The sequence below is a fragment of the Flagellimonas sp. CMM7 genome (genome assembly GCF_021390195.1).
In the GTDB taxonomy this organism is placed as follows: domain Bacteria; phylum Bacteroidota; class Bacteroidia; order Flavobacteriales; family Flavobacteriaceae; genus Flagellimonas.
Window position 1 is genome coordinate 814,825 of the sequence record NZ_CP090003.1, and the last position, 19,755, is coordinate 834,579.

At 36.2% G+C, this 19,755-nt stretch carries 19 protein-coding genes; 14 read left to right on the forward strand and 5 right to left on the reverse strand.

Translation table 11 applies throughout. The features are described from left to right. The first annotated feature begins 177 nt into the window (after window positions 1–177). Both ubiE and LV704_RS03740 read left to right on the forward strand, forming a co-directional pair. Window positions 178–906: a bifunctional demethylmenaquinone methyltransferase/2-methoxy-6-polyprenyl-1,4-benzoquinol methylase UbiE gene (gene ubiE / locus LV704_RS03735; protein ID WP_163421676.1), complete on the forward strand. Its 729-nt coding sequence runs from the start codon at window positions 178–180 to the stop codon at window positions 904–906. A gap of 4 nt (window positions 907–910) precedes the next feature. After that, the gene (locus LV704_RS03740; RefSeq protein ID WP_163421675.1) at window positions 911–1,609 is read left to right on the forward strand and encodes a porin family protein; all 699 of its coding nucleotides are present in this window, start codon (window positions 911–913) and stop codon (window positions 1,607–1,609) included. 10 nt (window positions 1,610–1,619) lie between these two features. On the opposite strand, the gene LV704_RS03745 is transcribed toward LV704_RS03740, so the two are convergent. Next, the gene (locus tag LV704_RS03745) at window positions 1,620–2,339 is read right to left on the reverse strand and encodes an RNA methyltransferase (RefSeq protein ID WP_163421674.1); all 720 of its coding nucleotides are present in this window, start codon (window positions 2,337–2,339) and stop codon (window positions 1,620–1,622) included. A gap of 24 nt (window positions 2,340–2,363) precedes the next feature. Between LV704_RS03745 and LV704_RS03750 the strand changes: the two genes are divergently transcribed. From LV704_RS03750 to accD, 3 genes are read left to right on the forward strand one after another with little or no spacing between them, the layout of a single operon-like run. Next, entirely contained in the window at window positions 2,364–4,949 is a 2,586-nt protein-coding gene (locus LV704_RS03750) for a BamA/TamA family outer membrane protein (protein WP_163421883.1), read from the forward strand. A gap of 55 nt (window positions 4,950–5,004) precedes the next feature. Then, on the forward strand, window positions 5,005–6,072 hold the full coding sequence (gene fbaA / locus LV704_RS03755; protein WP_163421673.1) for a class II fructose-bisphosphate aldolase: 1,068 nt from the start codon (window positions 5,005–5,007) through the stop codon (window positions 6,070–6,072). A 38-nt stretch (window positions 6,073–6,110) separates the two neighbouring features. Further along, window positions 6,111–6,971 carry an acetyl-CoA carboxylase, carboxyltransferase subunit beta gene (gene accD / locus LV704_RS03760; RefSeq protein ID WP_163421672.1) on the forward strand — a complete coding sequence of 287 codons (861 nt, stop codon included), beginning with the start codon at window positions 6,111–6,113 and terminating at the stop codon, window positions 6,969–6,971. A gap of 44 nt (window positions 6,972–7,015) precedes the next feature. Here accD and LV704_RS03765 read toward each other — a convergent pair whose 3' ends face one another. Beyond that, entirely contained in the window at window positions 7,016–7,534 is a 519-nt protein-coding gene (locus tag LV704_RS03765; protein ID WP_233782138.1) for a hypothetical protein, read from the reverse strand. A 159-nt stretch (window positions 7,535–7,693) separates the two neighbouring features. After that, window positions 7,694–7,894, reverse strand: a complete 201-nt coding sequence (locus tag LV704_RS03770; RefSeq protein ID WP_233782139.1) for a hypothetical protein — start codon at window positions 7,892–7,894, stop codon at window positions 7,694–7,696. Window positions 7,895–8,044: 150 nt separating this feature from the next. Here LV704_RS03770 and rpsO point away from each other — a divergent pair, with 150 nt between their 5' ends. From rpsO to LV704_RS03785, 3 genes are all read left to right on the forward strand, one after another. Then, complete coding sequence (gene rpsO / locus LV704_RS03775) at window positions 8,045–8,314, forward strand: 30S ribosomal protein S15 (RefSeq protein ID WP_163421671.1); 270 nt, start codon at window positions 8,045–8,047, stop codon at window positions 8,312–8,314. Between the two features lie 219 nt (window positions 8,315–8,533). Beyond that, window positions 8,534–10,771, forward strand: a complete 2,238-nt coding sequence (locus tag LV704_RS03780; protein WP_163421670.1) for a polyribonucleotide nucleotidyltransferase — start codon at window positions 8,534–8,536, stop codon at window positions 10,769–10,771. Between the two features lie 165 nt (window positions 10,772–10,936). Then, window positions 10,937–11,800 carry an RNA polymerase sigma factor RpoD/SigA gene (locus LV704_RS03785; protein WP_055393867.1) on the forward strand — a complete coding sequence of 288 codons (864 nt, stop codon included), beginning with the start codon at window positions 10,937–10,939 and terminating at the stop codon, window positions 11,798–11,800. A 303-nt stretch (window positions 11,801–12,103) separates the two neighbouring features. On the opposite strand, the gene LV704_RS03790 is transcribed toward LV704_RS03785, so the two are convergent. Then, window positions 12,104–12,409 (reverse strand): hypothetical protein, encoded by a 306-nt coding sequence (locus LV704_RS03790; protein WP_163421669.1) that lies wholly within the window; start codon window positions 12,407–12,409, stop codon window positions 12,104–12,106. Between the two features lie 473 nt (window positions 12,410–12,882). Beyond that, window positions 12,883–13,572: a hypothetical protein gene (locus tag LV704_RS03795; protein ID WP_163421668.1), complete on the reverse strand. Its 690-nt coding sequence runs from the start codon at window positions 13,570–13,572 to the stop codon at window positions 12,883–12,885. A gap of 631 nt (window positions 13,573–14,203) precedes the next feature. Here LV704_RS03795 and LV704_RS03800 point away from each other — a divergent pair. The 6 genes from LV704_RS03800 to LV704_RS03825 all read left to right on the forward strand — a co-directional run bounded on the left by LV704_RS03800 (window position 14,204) and on the right by LV704_RS03825 (window position 19,711). Continuing rightward, a complete protein-coding gene (locus tag LV704_RS03800; protein WP_163421667.1) occupies window positions 14,204–14,983 on the forward strand; it encodes a leishmanolysin-related zinc metalloendopeptidase in 780 nt (259 codons plus the stop codon). Window positions 14,984–15,075: 92 nt separating this feature from the next. Beyond that, window positions 15,076–15,528, forward strand: coding sequence for a tRNA (cytidine(34)-2'-O)-methyltransferase (locus LV704_RS03805; RefSeq protein ID WP_163421666.1), 453 nt, complete (start codon window positions 15,076–15,078; stop codon window positions 15,526–15,528). 78 nt (window positions 15,529–15,606) lie between these two features. After that, window positions 15,607–16,662: a helix-turn-helix domain-containing protein gene (locus LV704_RS03810; RefSeq protein ID WP_163421665.1), complete on the forward strand. Its 1,056-nt coding sequence runs from the start codon at window positions 15,607–15,609 to the stop codon at window positions 16,660–16,662. A gap of 75 nt (window positions 16,663–16,737) precedes the next feature. Continuing rightward, entirely contained in the window at window positions 16,738–17,523 is a 786-nt protein-coding gene (locus LV704_RS03815; RefSeq protein WP_163421664.1) for a type 1 glutamine amidotransferase domain-containing protein, read from the forward strand. Continuing rightward, a complete protein-coding gene (locus tag LV704_RS03820; protein ID WP_163421663.1) occupies window positions 17,520–17,939 on the forward strand; it encodes a nuclear transport factor 2 family protein in 420 nt (139 codons plus the stop codon). The genes LV704_RS03815 and LV704_RS03820 overlap by 4 nt, the downstream gene beginning before the upstream one ends. Continuing rightward, the gene (locus tag LV704_RS03825; RefSeq protein WP_163421662.1) at window positions 17,936–19,711 is read left to right on the forward strand and encodes a serine hydrolase; all 1,776 of its coding nucleotides are present in this window, start codon (window positions 17,936–17,938) and stop codon (window positions 19,709–19,711) included. Before LV704_RS03820 ends, LV704_RS03825 begins: the two co-directional genes overlap by 4 nt. The last annotated feature ends 44 nt before the right edge of the window (window positions 19,712–19,755 follow it).

Consider the following 19,755-nt stretch of genomic DNA (forward strand, 5'->3'; position numbering starts at 1 on the left):
AGATGTTCTTAATAAATTCAATTTGTAATGGTAAAAAAAGAATATTGACCACAGTCTAAAAGACGAATACCTAACATAATACGGAAAAGTTTTCCTTTGTTGCGAGGCAAAATTACGTAATTATTTTTGTACACCTCTCATATACCTAAGTTGTATATTTGCCAGCAAATTCAGCACATGTCCAAAAAAGTTAAACCTTATAAAGATTCTGACCTTGGAAAAAAGGAACAGGTAAGGCAAATGTTCGATACCATTTCTAAGGATTATGATGGTTTAAACAGGGTTATTTCTTTAGGTATTGATTTAAAATGGCGCAAAAGAGTGGTTAATCTTCTCAAGAAAAAATCTCCAAAAACCATTCTGGATATTGCCACGGGCACTGGAGATTTAGCTATTGCCATGACCAAGACAGGCGCGGAAAAAATTATCGGATTAGATATTTCTCAAGGAATGTTGGAGGTTGGAAAAACCAAGATTACGGATAAAAACCTTCAAGACACCATTCAAATGGTCGTTGGTGATAGTGAAAGTCTTTCTTTTGATGATAACACCTTTGATGCGGTTACCGTAGCTTTTGGAGTACGGAATTTTGAAAACCTGGAAAAAGGGCTTCAAGAAATTCTCAGGGTATTAAAACCAGGAGGAAGTTTGGTCATACTTGAAACATCTGTCCCAACCAAAACACCATTTAAACAGGGCTACAGATTATACACAAAATATATACTCACTGGAATTGGCAAAACCTTCTCCAAGGATCGTTCTGCTTATGATTACTTAAGTGAATCAGCTTCCGTTTTTCCTCATGGTCAAGAATTCAACAATATTTTGGACAAAATTGGGTTTATAGGTATAGAGAACATGCCCCAGACATTTGGGGTGGCATCTATATATGTCGCTACAAAATAATTTGATGAAAAACGTCCTTCTTCTATTTGGCCTGCTGTTAATGGTATGTCCAAATTCATCTGCACAGTTTAGAAAAGACCCTATTCTTAATCTTCAGACCGAAGATTTAAAGTTATTGAACTGGGGATACTATCTAGGATTCAATGTATATGACTTTCAATTTGAATATGAAAACGATATTGGGCAAGACATTTTAGTTGATACCAGCGCAGGTTTCAATGTTGGTCTAATCGGTGAAATGCGAATCAATGAGTTTTTGGATTTACGTTTTGAACCTGGCTTGCTATACACCTCTAGAATTTTAGGCTTTCCTGGTTTTACTTCGGAAAATGACGCTATAAGGGAAGTTAAATCAACATATATTAGATTCCCGTTGTTGGTAAAGGTTAGTGCTAAAAGGTTTGGTAACTGGAAACCCTATATTACCGGCGGAGTATATACCTCAATGAATCTAGGAAGTAAAGAAGATAGTTTAGATGACAACAGTAGTGGTGAATTCCGTATGAAACAGAATGTTTATGGTTATGAACTTGGTTTTGGAATTGATATTTATACTGAATATTTCAAGTTTTCACCATCCATTAGAGGTGTTTTTGCTTTAACGGATGAACTTGTTCCTGATGATGACCCTAATAGTCCCTGGACCGGAAACATTAATGCTATGCGCACACGTGGAATCTTTATCAATTTTACTTTTGAATAGCCTACGCTAGCTAGCCCCTCCTTATTTCATTTAGGAGAATAGCGGTTGCAGTGGCAACATTTAAGCTCTCGGTCGTTTTTGAGCCAAACTGAGGAATAGCTATTTTTTCAGTGACCAAATTCTTGATTTCTTCAGAAATTCCATTGGCCTCATTACCCATAATCATAATTCCCGCTTTAGGTATTTTTTTATGATACACGGTATCACCATTCATAAAAGTTCCAAAAATTGGAAGCGAGGTCTTTTTTAAATAATCCAGTAAATCAGTATAAACAACATTGACCCTTGTTATGGACCCCATCGTGGCCTGTAACACCTTGGCATTGTAACAATCTACGGTATCCATTGAACAAATAAGATGTTTTATCCCAAACCAGTCGCACAATCTAATTATAGTTCCCAAATTACCTGGATCCCGAACCGCGTCCAAAGCAACCGTCCAATCGGCGGTATCAGTTTTTTTGACCTTTGGCATATAAAATACTCCCAACACCCCATTTGGATTGCTAAGACTACTCATTTGCTTTAGTTCCGATTTTGAAACAACCTCAATTTCATTGAAATTTTCAATTTTCTGTGGTTCATCAACAAACAATTTGAAAGGTTCAAGTCCAGCATTTAATATTTCACCTACAGTCTTTACACCCTCAACCACAAATAGCCCATGTTGAGTTCGGTACTTTTTTTGCTGTAAGCTAACAACTAGTTTAATTTGGTTTTTGGTAACCATCTAAATCGTGTATTTTTGGCGTCTATGAAGGGTTTTTTAGGTCTAATGCGTAACAAGGCAAAAATAGGGTTATTGTTGCTTATGGTTACCATGATAGGTTGTAATACCCTTAAAAGGGTGGATGACAATGAATTGCTTCTGACCAAAAACTCCATTTATGCAGACGAAGAAAAGATAAAGGATGATAACATTCAAAGTCTTATCGCTCAAAAACCAAATAGTAGTTTACTTGGTTATCGCCTTCGGTTAAATTTGTATAATCTTGCCAAAGAAAATCCGGACTCTTCTTTTCAGAATTGGCTGCACAGAAAAGAAAAACGAGAAAAAAGATTAAACAGATTACTTTCCCAAAAACAAGTCAACAGATTAAAGGAATCCTTTGTCGTTAAAGGTGCAAGTGATTTTTTCAAAAGAATTGGGGAACCTCCGGTTGTCATAGATACCTCTTTGACCCAAAAAACTGTTGACCGACTAAAGGCATACTACAACAGCAAAGGTTATTTTAACAACTCAGGAACCTATAGTATTGTCAAAGGAAAACGAAAAAAAAGGGCAGAAGTTGATTATAAAATTTCTCTGGAGAAACCTTTTTTAATTGATACCATACTAAAAAACATTTCCTCGCCAGAGCTCGACTCAATTTATAATAGCTCCGTAAATTCCGCATTTGTAAAGGATGGGGAACAGTTTGATTTGGCCAATTTTAACCAAGAGCGCGAACGATTAACAACATTGTTTAGAAATTCTGGGGTCTATAACTTTCAGGAGAGCTCCATTAATTATGATATTCTAAGAGATACATCTCAAGTAGCGAATGATCAATTAATGGATGTACAATTGAATATTCAAAAACCTCGCAGTGTTAGTGACAGTTTAGCAAATAACCCTTACCGTATTCATCATTTAAAGAAAATAAATATATATGCGGATTATTTAATTGGAGGAGGAACGGATTCTTTAAAATCCATAGATTATGAGAACTACACCATATTCTATAATGACAGACTTAAGTACAAGCCTGAAGCTCTAACGGACGCTATTTTTTTTGAAAAAGATAGTGTTTATAGAGATTTGGACAGAATTCGCACCTACAGACAAATCACCAATTTAAACACCTTTAAATATCCTAACATTGAATTTATTCCAGATACCACACAAGCACAGTTAATTACCAATATATACTTAGCTCCCAGACCAAAATACTCCTTGAACTTAGATTTTGATGTGACCCATTCCAACATTCAACAAGTAGGTACAGCCTTCAGTGCAACCGTAATTACCAGAAATGTTTTTGGAGGGGCCGAGACATTAAATATTTCCGCAAGAGGATCTATTGGTCTGTTGAGCGATGCTTCTCTATCTGATGAAACCTTTACATCTGAACTTGGGGGCGATGTAAACATTATTTTCCCAAGAATATGGTTTCCTATAAATACGGAGAAAATAATTCCTTATTACATGCTACCCCAAAGTAGGCTTTTGGTGGGTACCAACTTCCAGAAGAACATTGGATTGGACAAACAATCTTTCAATAGTGTGCTGTCATATAATTGGTCCCCATCAAATAGTTTAAAGCATAATATTGAATTGATGAACGTGGAGTTTGTTCGCAATGTCAATCCAGACAACTTTTACAATGTATATCAAAATACTTTTAACAATTTAGATGCCGTAGCAGATAATTTTCAGGACGATCCGCAGTACTCATCTTTTTTCAGGGCAACCAACAATACTCAAGATCCATTAATATTAAGCATTCCTGACGGGGCCAACGGTTTTGCACAAGCGGTACTTAATAATGAAATCCCGGCAACCCCTGAACAGCAGAGTGAAGTAAATAGTATTGAAGAACGGAGACAGCGCTTAACTGAAAACAACTTGATTTTCGCCAGTAATTACACTTTCACTAAAAACAGTAAGGCGGATATCAACGATAATAATTTTTATCAGCTTAGAGTAAAATTGGAGAGTGCTGGAAACCTGCTTTCCTTATTGGAAGATGTTGTTCCCTATAATAAAAATGATAACGACCAACTTTTGGTATTTGGTGTTCCTTTTTCTCAATATTTTAAATCTGAGGTTGATTTTGTAAAACATTGGGAAGTAGCAGATTCCAAGGTAATAGCTTTTAGAAGCTTCTTTGGTCTTGGTATCCCTTACGGCAACTCTAAAAGTATCCCTTTTGTTCGAAGTTACTTTGCTGGTGGTTCTAATGACAATAGAGCATGGAATGCATATGAACTAGGCCCGGGAAGAACTAGTAATATCAATGATTTTAATGAAGCCAATCTAAAGATTGCTTTAAACATGGAGTATCGTTTTCCAATTGCTGGAGACGTAAAAGGGGCTCTTTTTGCAGATGCAGGTAATATTTGGAATGTATTTGACAATGAAAACAACCCAGATGCCATTTTTAGTGGTTTTGATTCTTTGGCAGATATTGCCTTGGGTACAGGTTTTGGACTTAGGTATGACTTTACCTACTTTGTTTTTAGACTGGATGTAGGCTTTAAAACCTATAATCCTGCTGATGAATGGTCCAAAAGATGGTTTAGGGGATACAACCTTAGAAATGCCGTATTCAATATAGGAATCAATTATCCTTTCTAGAGTAAATATTTTATTACTTTTGTGGCTTAATTCAACCAAAACTAACTAAAGAAATATGTCCCACAATATTAAGCCAGGCGTTGCTGTAGGTGATGAAGTGCAAGCAATTTTTAATCACGCCAAAGAAAACGGTTATGCTTTACCGGCAGTAAACGTAATTGGATCTAATACCATAAATGCCGTTTTGGAAACCGCTGCGGCTCTAAACTCTCCCGTAATAGTTCAATTTTCTAATGGAGGAGCTCAATTTAATGCAGGTAAAGGTCTATCAAACGAAAACCAAAAAGCAGCAATACTTGGAGCTGTTGCAGGAGCTAAACATGTACACCAATTAGCGGAAGCTTATGGAGCAACAGTAATTCTGCATACGGATCATTGTGCCAAAAAATTATTGCCTTGGATCGATGGTTTGTTAGATGCCAGTGAAGAGCATTATGCTGCCACAGGAAAATCCTTGTTCAGTTCACATATGATTGATTTATCCGAAGAGCCTATTGAAGAGAACATTGAAATCTGCAAAGGTTATTTGGAACGCATGAGCAAAATGGATATGACCTTGGAAATCGAATTGGGAGTAACCGGGGGCGAAGAAGATGGTGTGGACAACACAGACGTAGATAGTTCTAAATTATATACACAACCTGAAGAAGTTGCCTTTGCGTACGAAGAGCTATCCAAAGTAAGTCCTAAATTCACCGTTGCAGCCGCTTTTGGTAATGTGCACGGAGTCTACAAACCCGGAAACGTAACATTGACTCCAAAAATCTTGAAAAATTCTCAGGAATTTGTTTCAGAAAAATATGGAGTGGAACATAACCATATTGACTTCGTTTTCCATGGCGGATCAGGCTCTTCTGTAGAAGAAATAAGAGAAGCTATTGGGTATGGGGTTATAAAAATGAATATTGACACAGACCTTCAGTATGCTTTTCTTGCAGGAGTTAGGGACTATGTTCAAGAAAAATCAGGATATCTTCAAGCTCAGATTGGAAACCCAGATGGCAACGATCAGCCAAACAAAAAATTCTATGACCCAAGAGTTTGGCTTCGTGAAGGAGAAAAAGCTTTTGTTGATCGTTTGAAAAAAGCATTTGAAGACTTAAACAATGTGAATACATTGTAATCACTTAAAAGAGAGCCGTTTAATTTAATTTTGATTGTATGTCGTCTTGGTTTAAAAGAAAAGAGAAAGGAATTCAAACAGCTACTGAGGAGAAAAAAGACACCCCAAAGGGGCTATGGTACAAATCCCCTACCGGAAAAATTGTTGAGTCGGAAGATTTGGCAAAAAACTTCTATGTAAGTCCAGAAGATGATTATCATGTTAGAATAGGCAGTAAAGAATACTTTGAAATTCTATTTGATGATAATAAGTTCAAAGAGTTGGATGAAAAATTATCTTCTAAAGACCCTTTACGCTTTGTTGACACCAAAAAATATTCTGAAAGACTTAAAGCTGCACAGCAAAAAACGGGCCTCAAAGATGCCATAAGAACTGCTGTTGGGAAGTCCATGGGGAAAGAAATGGTTATTGCCTGTATGGATTTTAGTTTTATTGGAGGTTCTATGGGGAGCGTTGTTGGTGAAAAGATTGCTAGAGCAATTGATGTTGCCAAAAGAAAAAAGATTCCTTTCCTAATGATTTCCAAGTCTGGAGGAGCACGGATGATGGAAGCTGCTCTTTCACTAATGCAATTGGCAAAAACCTCTGCAAAATTGGCTCAGTTGGCTGAAGCAAAAGTTCCTTATATTTCTTTATGTACTGACCCTACAACTGGCGGAACCACTGCTTCCTATGCTATGTTGGGAGATATTAATATTTCTGAACCAGGAGCGCTGATAGGTTTTGCAGGACCAAGGGTGGTTAAAGACACTGTTGGAAAGGACCTTCCAGAAGGGTTCCAAACATCAGAATTTGTAAAAGAACATGGGTTTTTAGATTTTATCACGCATCGTAGAGACTTAAAACAAAAAGTCAATTTGTATATTGATTTGATTCAAAACCAACCCGTAAGAGCATAAAAAAAGCCTGCAATTGCAGGCTTTTTCTTTTTCCAATATCCGTTCTATTTTAAAAAGCGCCTTAAGAACACTTCTTTTTCAGTTCCATCAGGTTGTGTCAAAATTCCCTTTGCATCACAACTGCCATCTCCAAAATCCAAACTGGCCGTATTATCATTTCTAGTAATTTCTAAAATTCCACTCACAATAAACCTACAGGATAACTCCCGTCTTAATGGTGTGGTTACTTCTTTTATAAAAACATTCCCTTCCCTACCTACATATGTTCTTTTACCGGTAATCAAAAAAACGTTATCTCCCCAGAAACCAGAGCCAAAACCTTCTATCCATTCACGGGTTCGGGTCCCTTCAAAAGAAGCTGTATCTCCATCGGGCCATGCAGCACTAAAAGAAGCATTCATGGTACCTTGCGGATTTCCATTTTCATTGGAACGTTCCCGTAAAATATCCGCAGAACCTTCAACAGCAACATCATTGAAAGTAAAATTCTCAAGATTTAAAGCAATGCTTTTAGAAGCTGCCTCCATGTTCTTGGCATAGCTTAAATTGATAACTCCACTCAAGATATTTCCATTTGGTAGTTGGCAACCTTCACCAAAATCTATGGTTTTCTCGCGTGTAGTCTCCGTAACAACGGTGGTAATCGTTACACAATCTGGAAGGTAATCAGATTCATAATCAGCTTTGGAAATAATAGAAATTTCATCTGTAGCATATACATCTTAGGCTATAGTAGTAACTTCCTCAGAAATCATTTCGGCTTCATCACTAAATTGCAATTCCGTTGACGAAATCACCTCCGTACTGGATAAATCTTCGGTAGTGTTCTCATCTTTACTACAAGAAATTGCAGCTAAAAGCAGAATTCCCGTGAGTATGGAGATAATTTTTGGATAATTAACCTGTTTAAGACTCTTTTTCATAATAATCAAATTTTATGGTTTGTTTCTATGACCGAGAGAAAAACAAAAGGTTTAATCAAGTAATAAAACTTTTAAGTTAAAAAAAGGATTATCTTTGCACGCTGATTGATAGACAATCATATACATAAAAATCATTTAAATAATATTGGAATGTATTTAACAAAAGAAGTAAAGGCCGAGATTTTCAAGAAACACGGTGGTTCCGAAGGGAACACAGGTTCTACGGAAGGACAAATAGCATTGTTTACTCACCGTATTAACCACTTAACAACGCATTTAAAAAGAAACCACAAGGACTACAATACCGAACGTTCTTTGGTAAAATTGGTGGGTAAAAGACGTAGTCTTTTAGATTACCTAAAGAAAAAAGATATTGAAAAATATCGTTCCCTTATTAAGGAACTTAATATTAGAAAATAAACAATATAAGGGAGGCTTTGGCTTCCCTTTTATTTTGTTAAACCTGTTTAGCAAAATAAAAAGTCCCTACCTAGGTTGGGCAAACACAAAAAGCTGCTTACGGTTTTTCATTGGTCAGTGCCACAGGCACACACAACAACAACACAACCCGACCGTCCGGATGACGGTAGACCAAATGTTTAACGACCCGAAGATTTAAGACGGGTCAAGATATTTTTTATGATTCCAAAAACTTTTAGAGAGGTCATTGACCTTGGTGACGGTAGAGAGATTTCTATTGAAACCGGAAAATTGGCAAAACAGGCCCACGGTTCTGTTGTTGTCCAGTCAGGCAAGTGTATGTTATTATGTACAGTTGTTTCAAATTACAAACAAAGCGATGTTGACTTTTTGCCTCTTACGGTAGATTATCGCGAAAAATTTGCGGCCGCTGGGCGTTACCCAGGTGGTTTCTTCAAACGTGAAGCCCGCCCTAGTGATGGTGAGGTTTTAACCATGCGTTTGGTAGATAGGGTTTTACGACCATTGTTCCCAAAAGATTACCACAGTGAGACACAAGTGATGATTCAGTTGATGTCTCATGATGACGATGTTATGCCCGACGCTATGGCAGGATTAGCTGCTTCGGCTGCTATTCAATTATCAGATTTCCCTTTTGAATGTGCTATTTCTGAAGCTAGAGTTGGTCGTGTAAATGGTGAATTCGTCATCAACCCAACTAGAGCACAGTTAGAAGAATCTGACATTGACATGATGATTGGTGCCTCTGCTGATTCTGTAATGATGGTTGAGGGAGAGATGGATGAGATTTCTGAGGAAGAAATGACTGAAGCTATTAAGTTTGCGCACGAGGCTATTAAAGTACAATGTGCTGCTCAGTTGAAATTAGCTGAAGCATTTGGTAAAAAAGAAACTCGTGAGTATGAGCCAGAACGTGAAGATGTTGATTTAGCTCAAAAAATTCACGATATGGCATACGACAAAGTATATGCTGTAGCAAAAGCAGGTTCTGCCAAACATGAAAGAAGTGCTGCATTTGCAGAAATTAAAGAAGAAATAAAAGCGACTTTCTCTGAAGAAGAGTTAGAAGATATTGGAGGTTTAGTCTCTAAATATTACAGTAAAGCTGAAAAAGCCGCTGTTAGAGATTTAACTTTAAACGAAGGTTTACGTTTAGATGGTCGTAAGACAGATGAAATTAGACCTATTTGGTGTGAGGTTGATTATTTGCCATCAACTCATGGTTCTGCAATCTTTACTCGTGGAGAAACTCAGGCATTAGCAACGGTTACTTTAGGAACATCTAGAGAAGCAAATCAAATAGATATGCCTTCTTTTGAAGGTGAAGAACGTTTCTATTTACACTATAACTTCCCTCCTTTCTCAACCGGTGAAGCAAGACCTATTAGAGGAACTTCTCGTCGTGAGGTGGGACATGGTAACTTAGCACAACGTGCTTTAAAAGGTATGGTTCCAGAAGACTGTCCTTATACAGTACGTGTTGTAAGTGAAGTATTGGAATCTAACGGTTCGTCTTCTATGGCAACAGTTTGTTCTGGTACTATGGCACTTATGGATGCTGGTGTTCAATTAAAAAAACCTGTTTCCGGTATTGCTATGGGATTAATTTCTGATGCCGATTCTGGAAAGTACGCAGTTTTATCAGATATTTTAGGTGATGAAGATCACTTAGGAGACATGGACTTTAAAGTTACTGGTACTTCCGATGGTATTACGGCTTGCCAAATGGATATTAAAGTAAAAGGATTGTCTTACGAAATTCTTGTAAATGCTCTAAATCAAGCTCGTGACGGTCGTTTACATATTTTAGGTAAATTAACCGATACGATAGCTGCTCCAGCGGAAGATGTGAAACCACACTCTCCAAAAATGGTTACTAGAAGAATTCCTAACGAATTTATTGGTGCATTAATTGGTCCTGGTGGAAAAGTAATACAGGAAATGCAAAAAGAAACGGAAACTACCATTGTAATTAATGAAGATCCGGTAACAGAAGAAGGTATCGTAGAAATTTTAGGTGTTGGCAATGAAGGTATTGATGCTGTTTTAGCTAAAATAGATTCTATATTGTTTAAACCTGAAGTTGGAAGCGTTTACGAGGTAAAAGTAATCAAGATGCTTGATTTTGGTGCGGTTGTAGAATATATGGACGCACCTGGCAATGAAGTATTATTACACGTAAGTGAACTAGCTTGGGAACGTACAGAAAACGTTTCTGATGTAGTAAACATGGGAGATGTCTTTGATGTAAAATACTTTGGTCTGGACCCTAGGACCAGAAAAGAGAAGGTTTCTAGAAAAGCTTTACTTCCAAAACCTGAAGGATATGTTGAAAGACCACCAAGAAACGATCGTGGTGACCGAAGAGGCGGCAATGACCGTAGAGGTGGCGACCGCAGAGGTGGCGATAGAGATAGAAAACCCCGAAGGGACTAACAATTCGTTAGAATATATATACTAAAAAGCCCAAGGATTTCTCCTTGGGCTTTTTGCTTTTAAGAAAAAATCCAAATAAATTTTTGTCAAATTGTAACTTTTTGCGTTTTCCTACGTATAACTTAATGAGCTTCGGTTCACAAACTTAATTTGAAGGGAAATTAAATGAGACAGTTAAAAATTACAAAACAGGTTACCAACAGGGAAACCGCTTCGTTAGACAAATATTTACAGGAAATCGGTAAAGTTGATTTAATCACAGCCGATGAAGAAGTAGAATTGGCACAGCGAATTAAAGCGGGAGACCAGATAGCCTTAGAGAAATTAACTAAAGCCAACCTTAGATTCGTGGTTTCTGTTGCAAAGCAATATCAAAACCAAGGATTGACCCTTCCTGATTTAATAAATGAAGGAAACCTAGGATTGATCAAAGCAGCACAACGTTTTGATGAAACCCGTGGATTTAAATTTATATCATACGCAGTTTGGTGGATTCGTCAATCCATTCTGCAAGCCTTGGCAGAACAATCGCGTATTGTACGTTTGCCTTTGAACAAAATTGGTTCTATTAACAAAATCAATAAAACCTTTGCTTTCTTAGAACAAGCGCATGAGCGTATTCCATCTGCAGAGGAAATTGCTAAGGAATTGGACATGACCGTTGAAGATGTTAAGCAATCGCTGAAAAACTCAGGTCGTCACGTATCTATGGATGCTCCATTGATTGATGGTGAGGATTCCAACTTATACGATGTATTACGAAGTGGAGAATCTCCAAATCCTGATAAAGATTTGTTACACGAATCTTTACGTACTGAAATTGAGCGCGCATTGGAAACGTTGACACCAAGAGAAGCAGACGTTATCCGCTTATACTTTGGTTTAGCAGGTCAACATTCTATGACTTTGGAAGAAATCGGTGAAACTTTTGATTTAACAAGAGAACGTGTTCGCCAAATAAAAGAAAAAGCAATTAGAAGGTTAAAGCATACTTCTAGAAGTAAGATTTTAAAGACATATTTGGGATAATCCAAAGATTATCTGTACAAATTACAGTTAAACATACCTTAAATTTGTTTTTTGGCAAGAAAGTTGTAATTTGTAATCCTACAACAGTTTATCATGACTGTTCGTTTTTTGATTGATGAATAAACTCCGGCTGATTACCGGAGTTTTTTCATTTATAAAGGTTCTATTTCTGTGAAGAAATGGTATAGTAAGGAGATTTAAAAGACAACGGTTCGACTGACCCAAAAGTGAAAATTTCAAGCCGCAAAAAAGTCAACCCTTTAGGGACTCCATATTAAACAGGTTAGAACGATAGCCTAGCATCTAAATAAATCTTCTCCTTTTTTTTCTTTCTGAATGGTATATGTCCCTTGCAAATTTACCCGCTAATATTGCAAGGCTTCGACGAGTGAACTTCAATCTGTTCTCAGTGCTCAAAAAATGGTGCCGATCGTTACAGTAATAACTGAACAAAGCCCAAAAACCATGATTAAGCTCTTGGGAATGAATCATCACTGTTCCAAGATTACTAAAATAAAAACCTTGTTCATAAACTAAATCGTTATGAACCACTGATGTAATATCTGCATAAGGACTCTTGTGTGGAATGGAAAATTTTGATTTTGTCATAAATTCTTTAGATTAATTCACTGCCAGAATTAATCTGAAGTATGGGGATAGGCAATGTAGGAATTTGAACATTGAAATTCAATTGTTTGCCAACACTCTCTACATTTTTTTGCCCTAACTTTCACTCTTGAAGCTTTTGCTCTAAAGCATATCTGGATTACCGAATCTGATTTCCATAATACTTTGACTTTACTGTTTCAAACTATAGATTGAGTGTTATAGACAATTGGCCGGTAAGTAATTATTGTAGCCTAATTTTTGAAAAACCACTTAAGAACAAGCTGGTTTTAAATTATGATTTGACCAATGATATTGGTTATGAAAAGATTGAAAAGAAATTTTCGATGCTGTTCACAAAACAAATTACAACCAAAATAGAAATTGAAAAATCCAGGTTATAGGAATGCCTGAGAAGAAACTTGGTTATAAATGCTATATAGGACACTTTATTAAATAGTAGTTAAAAAGGGCGGTTAACAATCAACTTTACTCGCTTTTTCTCGTATACTTTTATCAAGACTTGCCATTATTTGTTCTCTCTCAATTTTTAATTTAGCATTGATTTGCTTTCTTAAGTTTTGCTCAATATTATAATCATCAAGTAATTCCAACTTTTTGAAGTTTTTTAGCAAGCCCCCAATATGAACATTATTCAGTTCAACAAAGAAATCAATAATCACGGTTCTTAATTCTCGCACATTGGCTATTTCCTTAGAGAGGAATGAGATAAATCCAATATATAAAACCGTGCTTATTATTGCCATTGTAATACTACCGATGATTTCAACCATCTCCGTAAAATACTTACTATCCAAAAAAGTCCAGCAAACAAAATAGAATCCAGATAGTATCGTAAATGCAGAAATAATCCGAAATACTTTCTTTGAAAGCAAGTTTTTTGAATGATATGTAGCAGAAACCCAAATAATGGCTCCAATCGAAATTGTTGAAAACTCGTTGCCCCATACCCACAAAAGAGAAGACAACGATGTATAGCCGTTAAAATCAATGGTAACATCGTTGTCCTTCAAGAAAAAGATATATGCGAACTTCATGAAAATTCCCATAAAGGCCAACGCACTAATCGTTACTACCTGGCGGTCTGGTTTTTTTGTCAGGTGAAAGAATGTCAATATCTGTAACAATTGATTTCTCTTCTTCATCAATGGATGGGATTTCGCAAGAAACTGCCATAACAGTTATCCCGATTAACAATAAGGTTTGGTTACTACTCTTTTCATAATAAGATAATTTAAGGGTTTAAAACCATTAAACTACCTCATTTTGTGCAGGTTGATACAAGTTGAGGAAGTACTTATCAACAGCGTCTGCTTAAAAAGAGATTGCAATATACATAGGGGTCCTGACATTACATTACAGGAAATACTTAAAAAAATAAGGATTTTATTGTTAATTAAATTATAATGAACTTAAAAGAAAACAGCAGATATAATCTGTAACACTTCTGTAACAAAAGGAACATTCAACTTCAAAAACCTATTGTCTACGGCAGTTTCCCTGAAATTTTGATCCTATTTTGTTTTCATAACCCCATGTCGGACATATTTCTAATTTTTAACGAGAATCATGATACCACTGGCTTAGGCATCAAAAACAGGTCCGTTGTACTTAAGGTTACCTATTGGCTTTAACATTTTATAACACATTTCTTCACCCCCATTAACATCGTGTTTACCAATTTGGAACGTAAATATTGTGTGTTGTATTGGTTCCTGTATCTAATTGAACACAAATTATGCATCATGTTACGTGCAAACTTTAAAATTGGAAAAGATGGCTTTTAATATAGAAATTAGATTTTTAGGTGGATTGACAGAAAGTCAACAAGCAATTTTTGACGATGCAGCTTGTCGGTGGCAAGAAATTATCACGGGAGATTTACCTTCAGTACAACTGGCAAACGGAGATATCATAGATAATGTAAGGATTGATGCCCAGGGCACCAATATTGATGGCGCATCTGGAATTCTTGGTCAAGCTGGGCCTACACAACTTAGAGCTGGAAGTTTTTTGCCAGCAACAGGTATTATGCGCTTTGACAGTGCTGATTTGGCACGTTTAGAGGCCGAGAACAGCCTCGTTGATGTTATTATTCATGAAATGGGCCATGTATTAGGTTTTGGTACGCTTTGGGCTCCTCACTTTTTAAACCTAATTTCTGCCGAAGGTTCAGAAAACCCTGTATTTATGGGTGCAAACGCAATTCGTGAGTATAAAATTCTAACCAACAGTGAAATAACAAGCCCTGTTCCACTAGCCAACACTGGCGGACCAGGAACCCGTGATGGGCATTGGCGTGAGCTTACTTTCGATAATGAATTAATGACCGGATTTATAGATGATGGTAGTAATCCAATAAGCAAGCTATCCATTGCTGCCTTTGAGGATATGGGATACGAAGTTGCTTATAGCGCAGCTAATACATATGCTCTGCCCGACCCTCTACAATTGACCTTAAAGGAATTAAAAGAAAACAATCAATGTAAAATGTGCAGTAGAAAAATTCTTAGATGTGATCCTATCATTCTTCCAGAGTCCGCCTACCTTAATTAAACTTGGTATTTATTGAAAATGCTTCATTTAGATAAGTTTATCTCAAATCTATTCTATATTTGACTTGCATCTGATCTATGAATTTTCTTCATATGAGCTTTAACATTGTTCTAATAGAACCTGAAATACCCACCAATACTGGAAATATTGGCAGATTGGCATTGGCAACAAATTCTCATTTACATTTGGTAAAACCATTTGGCTTTGAAATCGATGACAAACGTCTCAAACGAGCAGGACTGGATTATTGGAAACACATTTCAATTTCCATATATGAAAATGTGGTAGATTTTTTTTCCATTCATAAAGACAAAGATTTTGTTTATTTCTCAAGTCACGGAGAAAAGGATTATTGGTCCATACCCTATAAAGATGAATTGTTTTTAGTATTTGGAAAAGAATCTGTAGGGCTTTCAAAGCAAATTATTGAAGTTCATAAAGAGAATCTTTACAAGATTCCACTTTATAGCAATCACATTCGTAGTCTAAATTTGGCAAACGCAGTGGGTATAGTCACCTATGAAGGGCTAAGGCAACTCCAATAAGGAATAATGCCTTTGTAGAAGAAACAAACCTTTCCTAAAATGTTTATTTTTAAGTTTTTAAGAAACTTTGGGTAATTTATGCAATTGAATCAAACACTTTTATTCTTTTTTAGTGCATTGGGTGCTTTCAACGGTTTGTGTTTGGGAATTTACTTTTTAGCATTTGCTAAACCAAAGCATATTGCAAGCCGGTTTCTTGGGTTGCTTTTGTTGATGATGAGTGTTAGAATAGGAAAATCAGTCTTTTTCTATTTTAAACCAGATTTATCGTTTATCTATCTGCAAATTGGGCTCTCAGCCTGTTTTTTTATTGGTCCATTTCTATATTTCTATATAAAATCCATAGTTCAACCTCAAAGTGATATCCGCAATTATTGGAAGTATCACATTCTTGCCTTACTCACCATAATAGTCATTGTAGGCTATCTATACCCCTTTGAAACCAATGTTGAACTTTGGCGGCCGTATATTATTGATGGAATTTATCTTCAATGGTTTTTCTACATTATAATATCTGGTTGGGTTTTCCGAAAAGGGTTAAAAAAGCTATTTGATCAGCCCAGAAATTTGAATAGCCAAGACATATGGCTTTTAAGCATCTTATTTGGGAACCTTGCCATTTGGGCAGCATATTTCTTTACTAGTTATACGTATTACATTGTAGGTGCACTAACTTTTTCATTTCTTTTTTACACTCTTATGATGCTGGTATTTCTAAATAAGAAAAAGAACATCTACTTGTTTGTTCCAAATCAAAAATATGCTGACAAAAGAATAAGCAATACTGAAGCCAACCTACTCATAGAACGCTTAAATTATTTAATGAAAGAAGATGAACCATTTAGAGATGCCAATATTAAGTCTTCTGATCTAGCCAAAAAACTACAAATTTCAGTGCATCAATTATCACAGTTGTTGAATGATAATATGGGCAAGAGTTTTCCTGTGTACATAAACGAACATCGAATTGAAAAAGCACAGCAAATGATTGCATCCCATACGAACATTACTTTGGAAACCATTGGTTATGAATGTGGTTTCAACTCAAAATCAACATTTTATACCACATTTAAAAAACTAACAGGGACTACACCTGCCAAATTCAAAGAGAAGCTAGAGGGTTCATATTTATAAATCCGAACTTCTATTTTATAACCTAAAATCTTCGTACAGCAAGGAAATCTCATATTGCCGATAAAAGTATCAGTAATGAGAAACGTCCTTTTTTATATTTGGATTTTTGCGCTATCCCTTAGTTGCAAGAATACGGGAGAAGACACAAATTTAGAGTCAACCAATTCCGAAAACAATAGAATACTTTTTATTGTCTCAAATCAGCATACTTATGGAAACACAAAAATTAATGCTTCTAATCACTTTGCAGAAATAGTTCTGGCCTATGATGTCTTAAAGCACAAAGGTTACTCTATTGATTTTGTGAGTCCAAAAGGTGGCGCCATACCTATTGGGTATATAAGCACTTCAGACACTATCCAGAAGAAATACTTATATGATTTTGAGTTTATGAAACTCTTAAAACATACCAGAAAACCAGAAGAAATCATATCCTCCAACTACACAGCAGTCTATTTTGGAGGTGGAGGAGCGGCTATGTTCGGTGTACCAGAAAATGAGGCTATACAAAAGATTGTCATGGATATTTATGAAAAAAATGATGGCATTGTCTCCGCTATATGCCATGGTACTGCTGGATTGGTAAACCTTAAAACCATAGATGGAAAATTTCTATATGACGGTAAAAAAGTAAACGGATTTCCAGATTTATTTGAAAATATGGAAGCTGAATACTATAAGCAATTTCCCTTCTCCATTGAACAGATCATAAAGGCCCGCGGTGGAGATTTCAGCTATTCCAAGGAAGGATGGGACAATTATTCGATAGCCGATGGAAGACTAATTACCGGGCAAGACCCAACTGCAGCTGCCTCAGTAGCTGAAAAAATCATAAAAGCCATAGAAAATAATACAAAATGAAGAAAATATTGACTTTCGTCCTGCTGTTTGTAGGAACTCTTGCAACGCATTCACAAGCTGATATCGAGGAAATCAACAAAACGCTCTATGATTATATAGATGGTACGGCCAATGGCGAACCGGAAAGATTAAAACAAGCTTTTCATGAGGATTTCAATCTATATTTTGTCCAAAACGATTCCTTAAAAATATGGTCTGGAAAACAATATATAGCCAATATTAAACCTGGTAGAAAAAGTAATCGCATCGGCAAAGTTCTTTCTATTGATTTTGAAGGAAACGCTGCCATTGCAAAAATTGAAATTTTAATGCCTGCCAGAAAACGAATATATACGGACTATTTAATGCTTTTAAAGGTAAGAAATCACTGGAAAATCATACACAAATCGTTCACCTATAAAAACTATCCTGAATGAAAATGCAAAAACTAACGAGTAGAGCAAACCCTGTGTTTGCTTTATTATTCCTTACTCAAAAAGAAAGCCTTCCAAAAAAGTTTTTGATCCTATTTTTTCTATCAACAAGTACAATTGGATTATCACAACTATCAAAAATAGAACAACAACCTATTGATAGTATTTTTAGTGAATGGAACGAGCTCAATAAACCAGGAGTTGCAGCTGGACTTATCTACGGAAAGAACATTCAATACTTAAAAGGTTTTGGTACCGCCAACCTTGAAAGCAAAAGAGCCATTGATCCACAGACAAAATTTCAGGTAGGCCACCTATCAAGACAATTTACGGTTCTATCCGTTCTACTTTTGGAGAAAATGGGGAAACTATCCTTTAGCGATTCCGTTCAAAAATACATTCCAGAGCTTCCAAACTATAAACATCAATTAAAGATTGAGCACTTATTAAATCACTCTAGTGGTTTAAACGATTATGAAGTAATAAAAACTTTGCTTGGAAAAGAAGAGGACGATGTCTTTAGTCATGTTGATGCACTACATCTCATAAGTAGTCAAAAGCAGTTGAATTTTGTGCCTGGCACCCAATTCTCCTATATGCTTTCCAAAACAGAAATCACACTTTTGGCCGAGATTATCGAAAAGGTCTCAGGAGAATCTTTGACAGCTTTTACAAAGCAAAACCTTTTTTTGCCTCTAAAAATGAACAATACACTTTTCAATGAAGATCATAATGCCAGCATACCCAATATGGCGTATTCTTACCAAGCCGATGGTGAAGGGTTCAAAAACAAGGCGTTGAATTTAAGTAATGCCGGTCCTACAAACTTATACACTACGGCAGAAGATCTTTTGAATTGGTATAAGAAATTCACCACCTCAACCAAATCCGAGCTTATTGAGTTGATACAACAATTGGATAAACCGGTCACCTTAAAAGATGGCACCACTTTTAAATCTTTCTGGGGTCAAATGACCTTAGGAAGGTCTTTCTTTCACCTAGAACGGGGTCTACCCGCTTATTGGCAATATGGCTTAATTGGTGGTTATGCTACCAATGTATTCAGATTTCCAGAGCAACGCCTCACGTCTTTTGTACTGGGAAACAATGATAGTTATAATGGCATGCCTGCAATGTTAATGGCCAATCATTTTATAGAAAACGAATACCCTGAACCTAGTACTATTGATGTGAGTAAAATAAAATCGCAAAGGTTAACTGTTGCCAAACTAAAAGAATATGAAGGGTATTATTGGAATGCCGATCGCGCACTTGCAAGAAGGTTCTATGTTGAAGGGGATACTTTGCGTTACGCTAGACTAGGACAAGAGCAAGGGCTTTCAACAATTCCTTTGTTAAAAGAAGGGGCTTTTCAATTAAAGGTAGAAAGTGATGATATCATTACTTTTTCCTTCACTAAAGAAAATGGACAAACGGTATATGATATCGCATCTGGTATTGGCACCCCGTATAGGTATAAAAAATATCAGCCCATTAGCTATGATCAGAGAACATTGGGACAATTTACAGGCAGTTTCTATAACAAAGAATTACACAGCATATACACCTTTAGTATCCAAAATGACACGCTTGTAGTAAAAGGTCCAGAAAACCAGAGAATTGAATTCTTTCCAGTTATAAAAGATGTATTTAGAAGTAATACACTTCAATTTGGAAGCATTGTGTTTACAAGGAATGAAGAGGGTTTCATAAACAAGTTTTACATTACTACGGATGGCATCCGGAGACTATTTTTTACCAAAATAATAGATTAGGCTTAATGCGTCAACTTTTCACGCGGTAGGTAATCGCAAGCGAA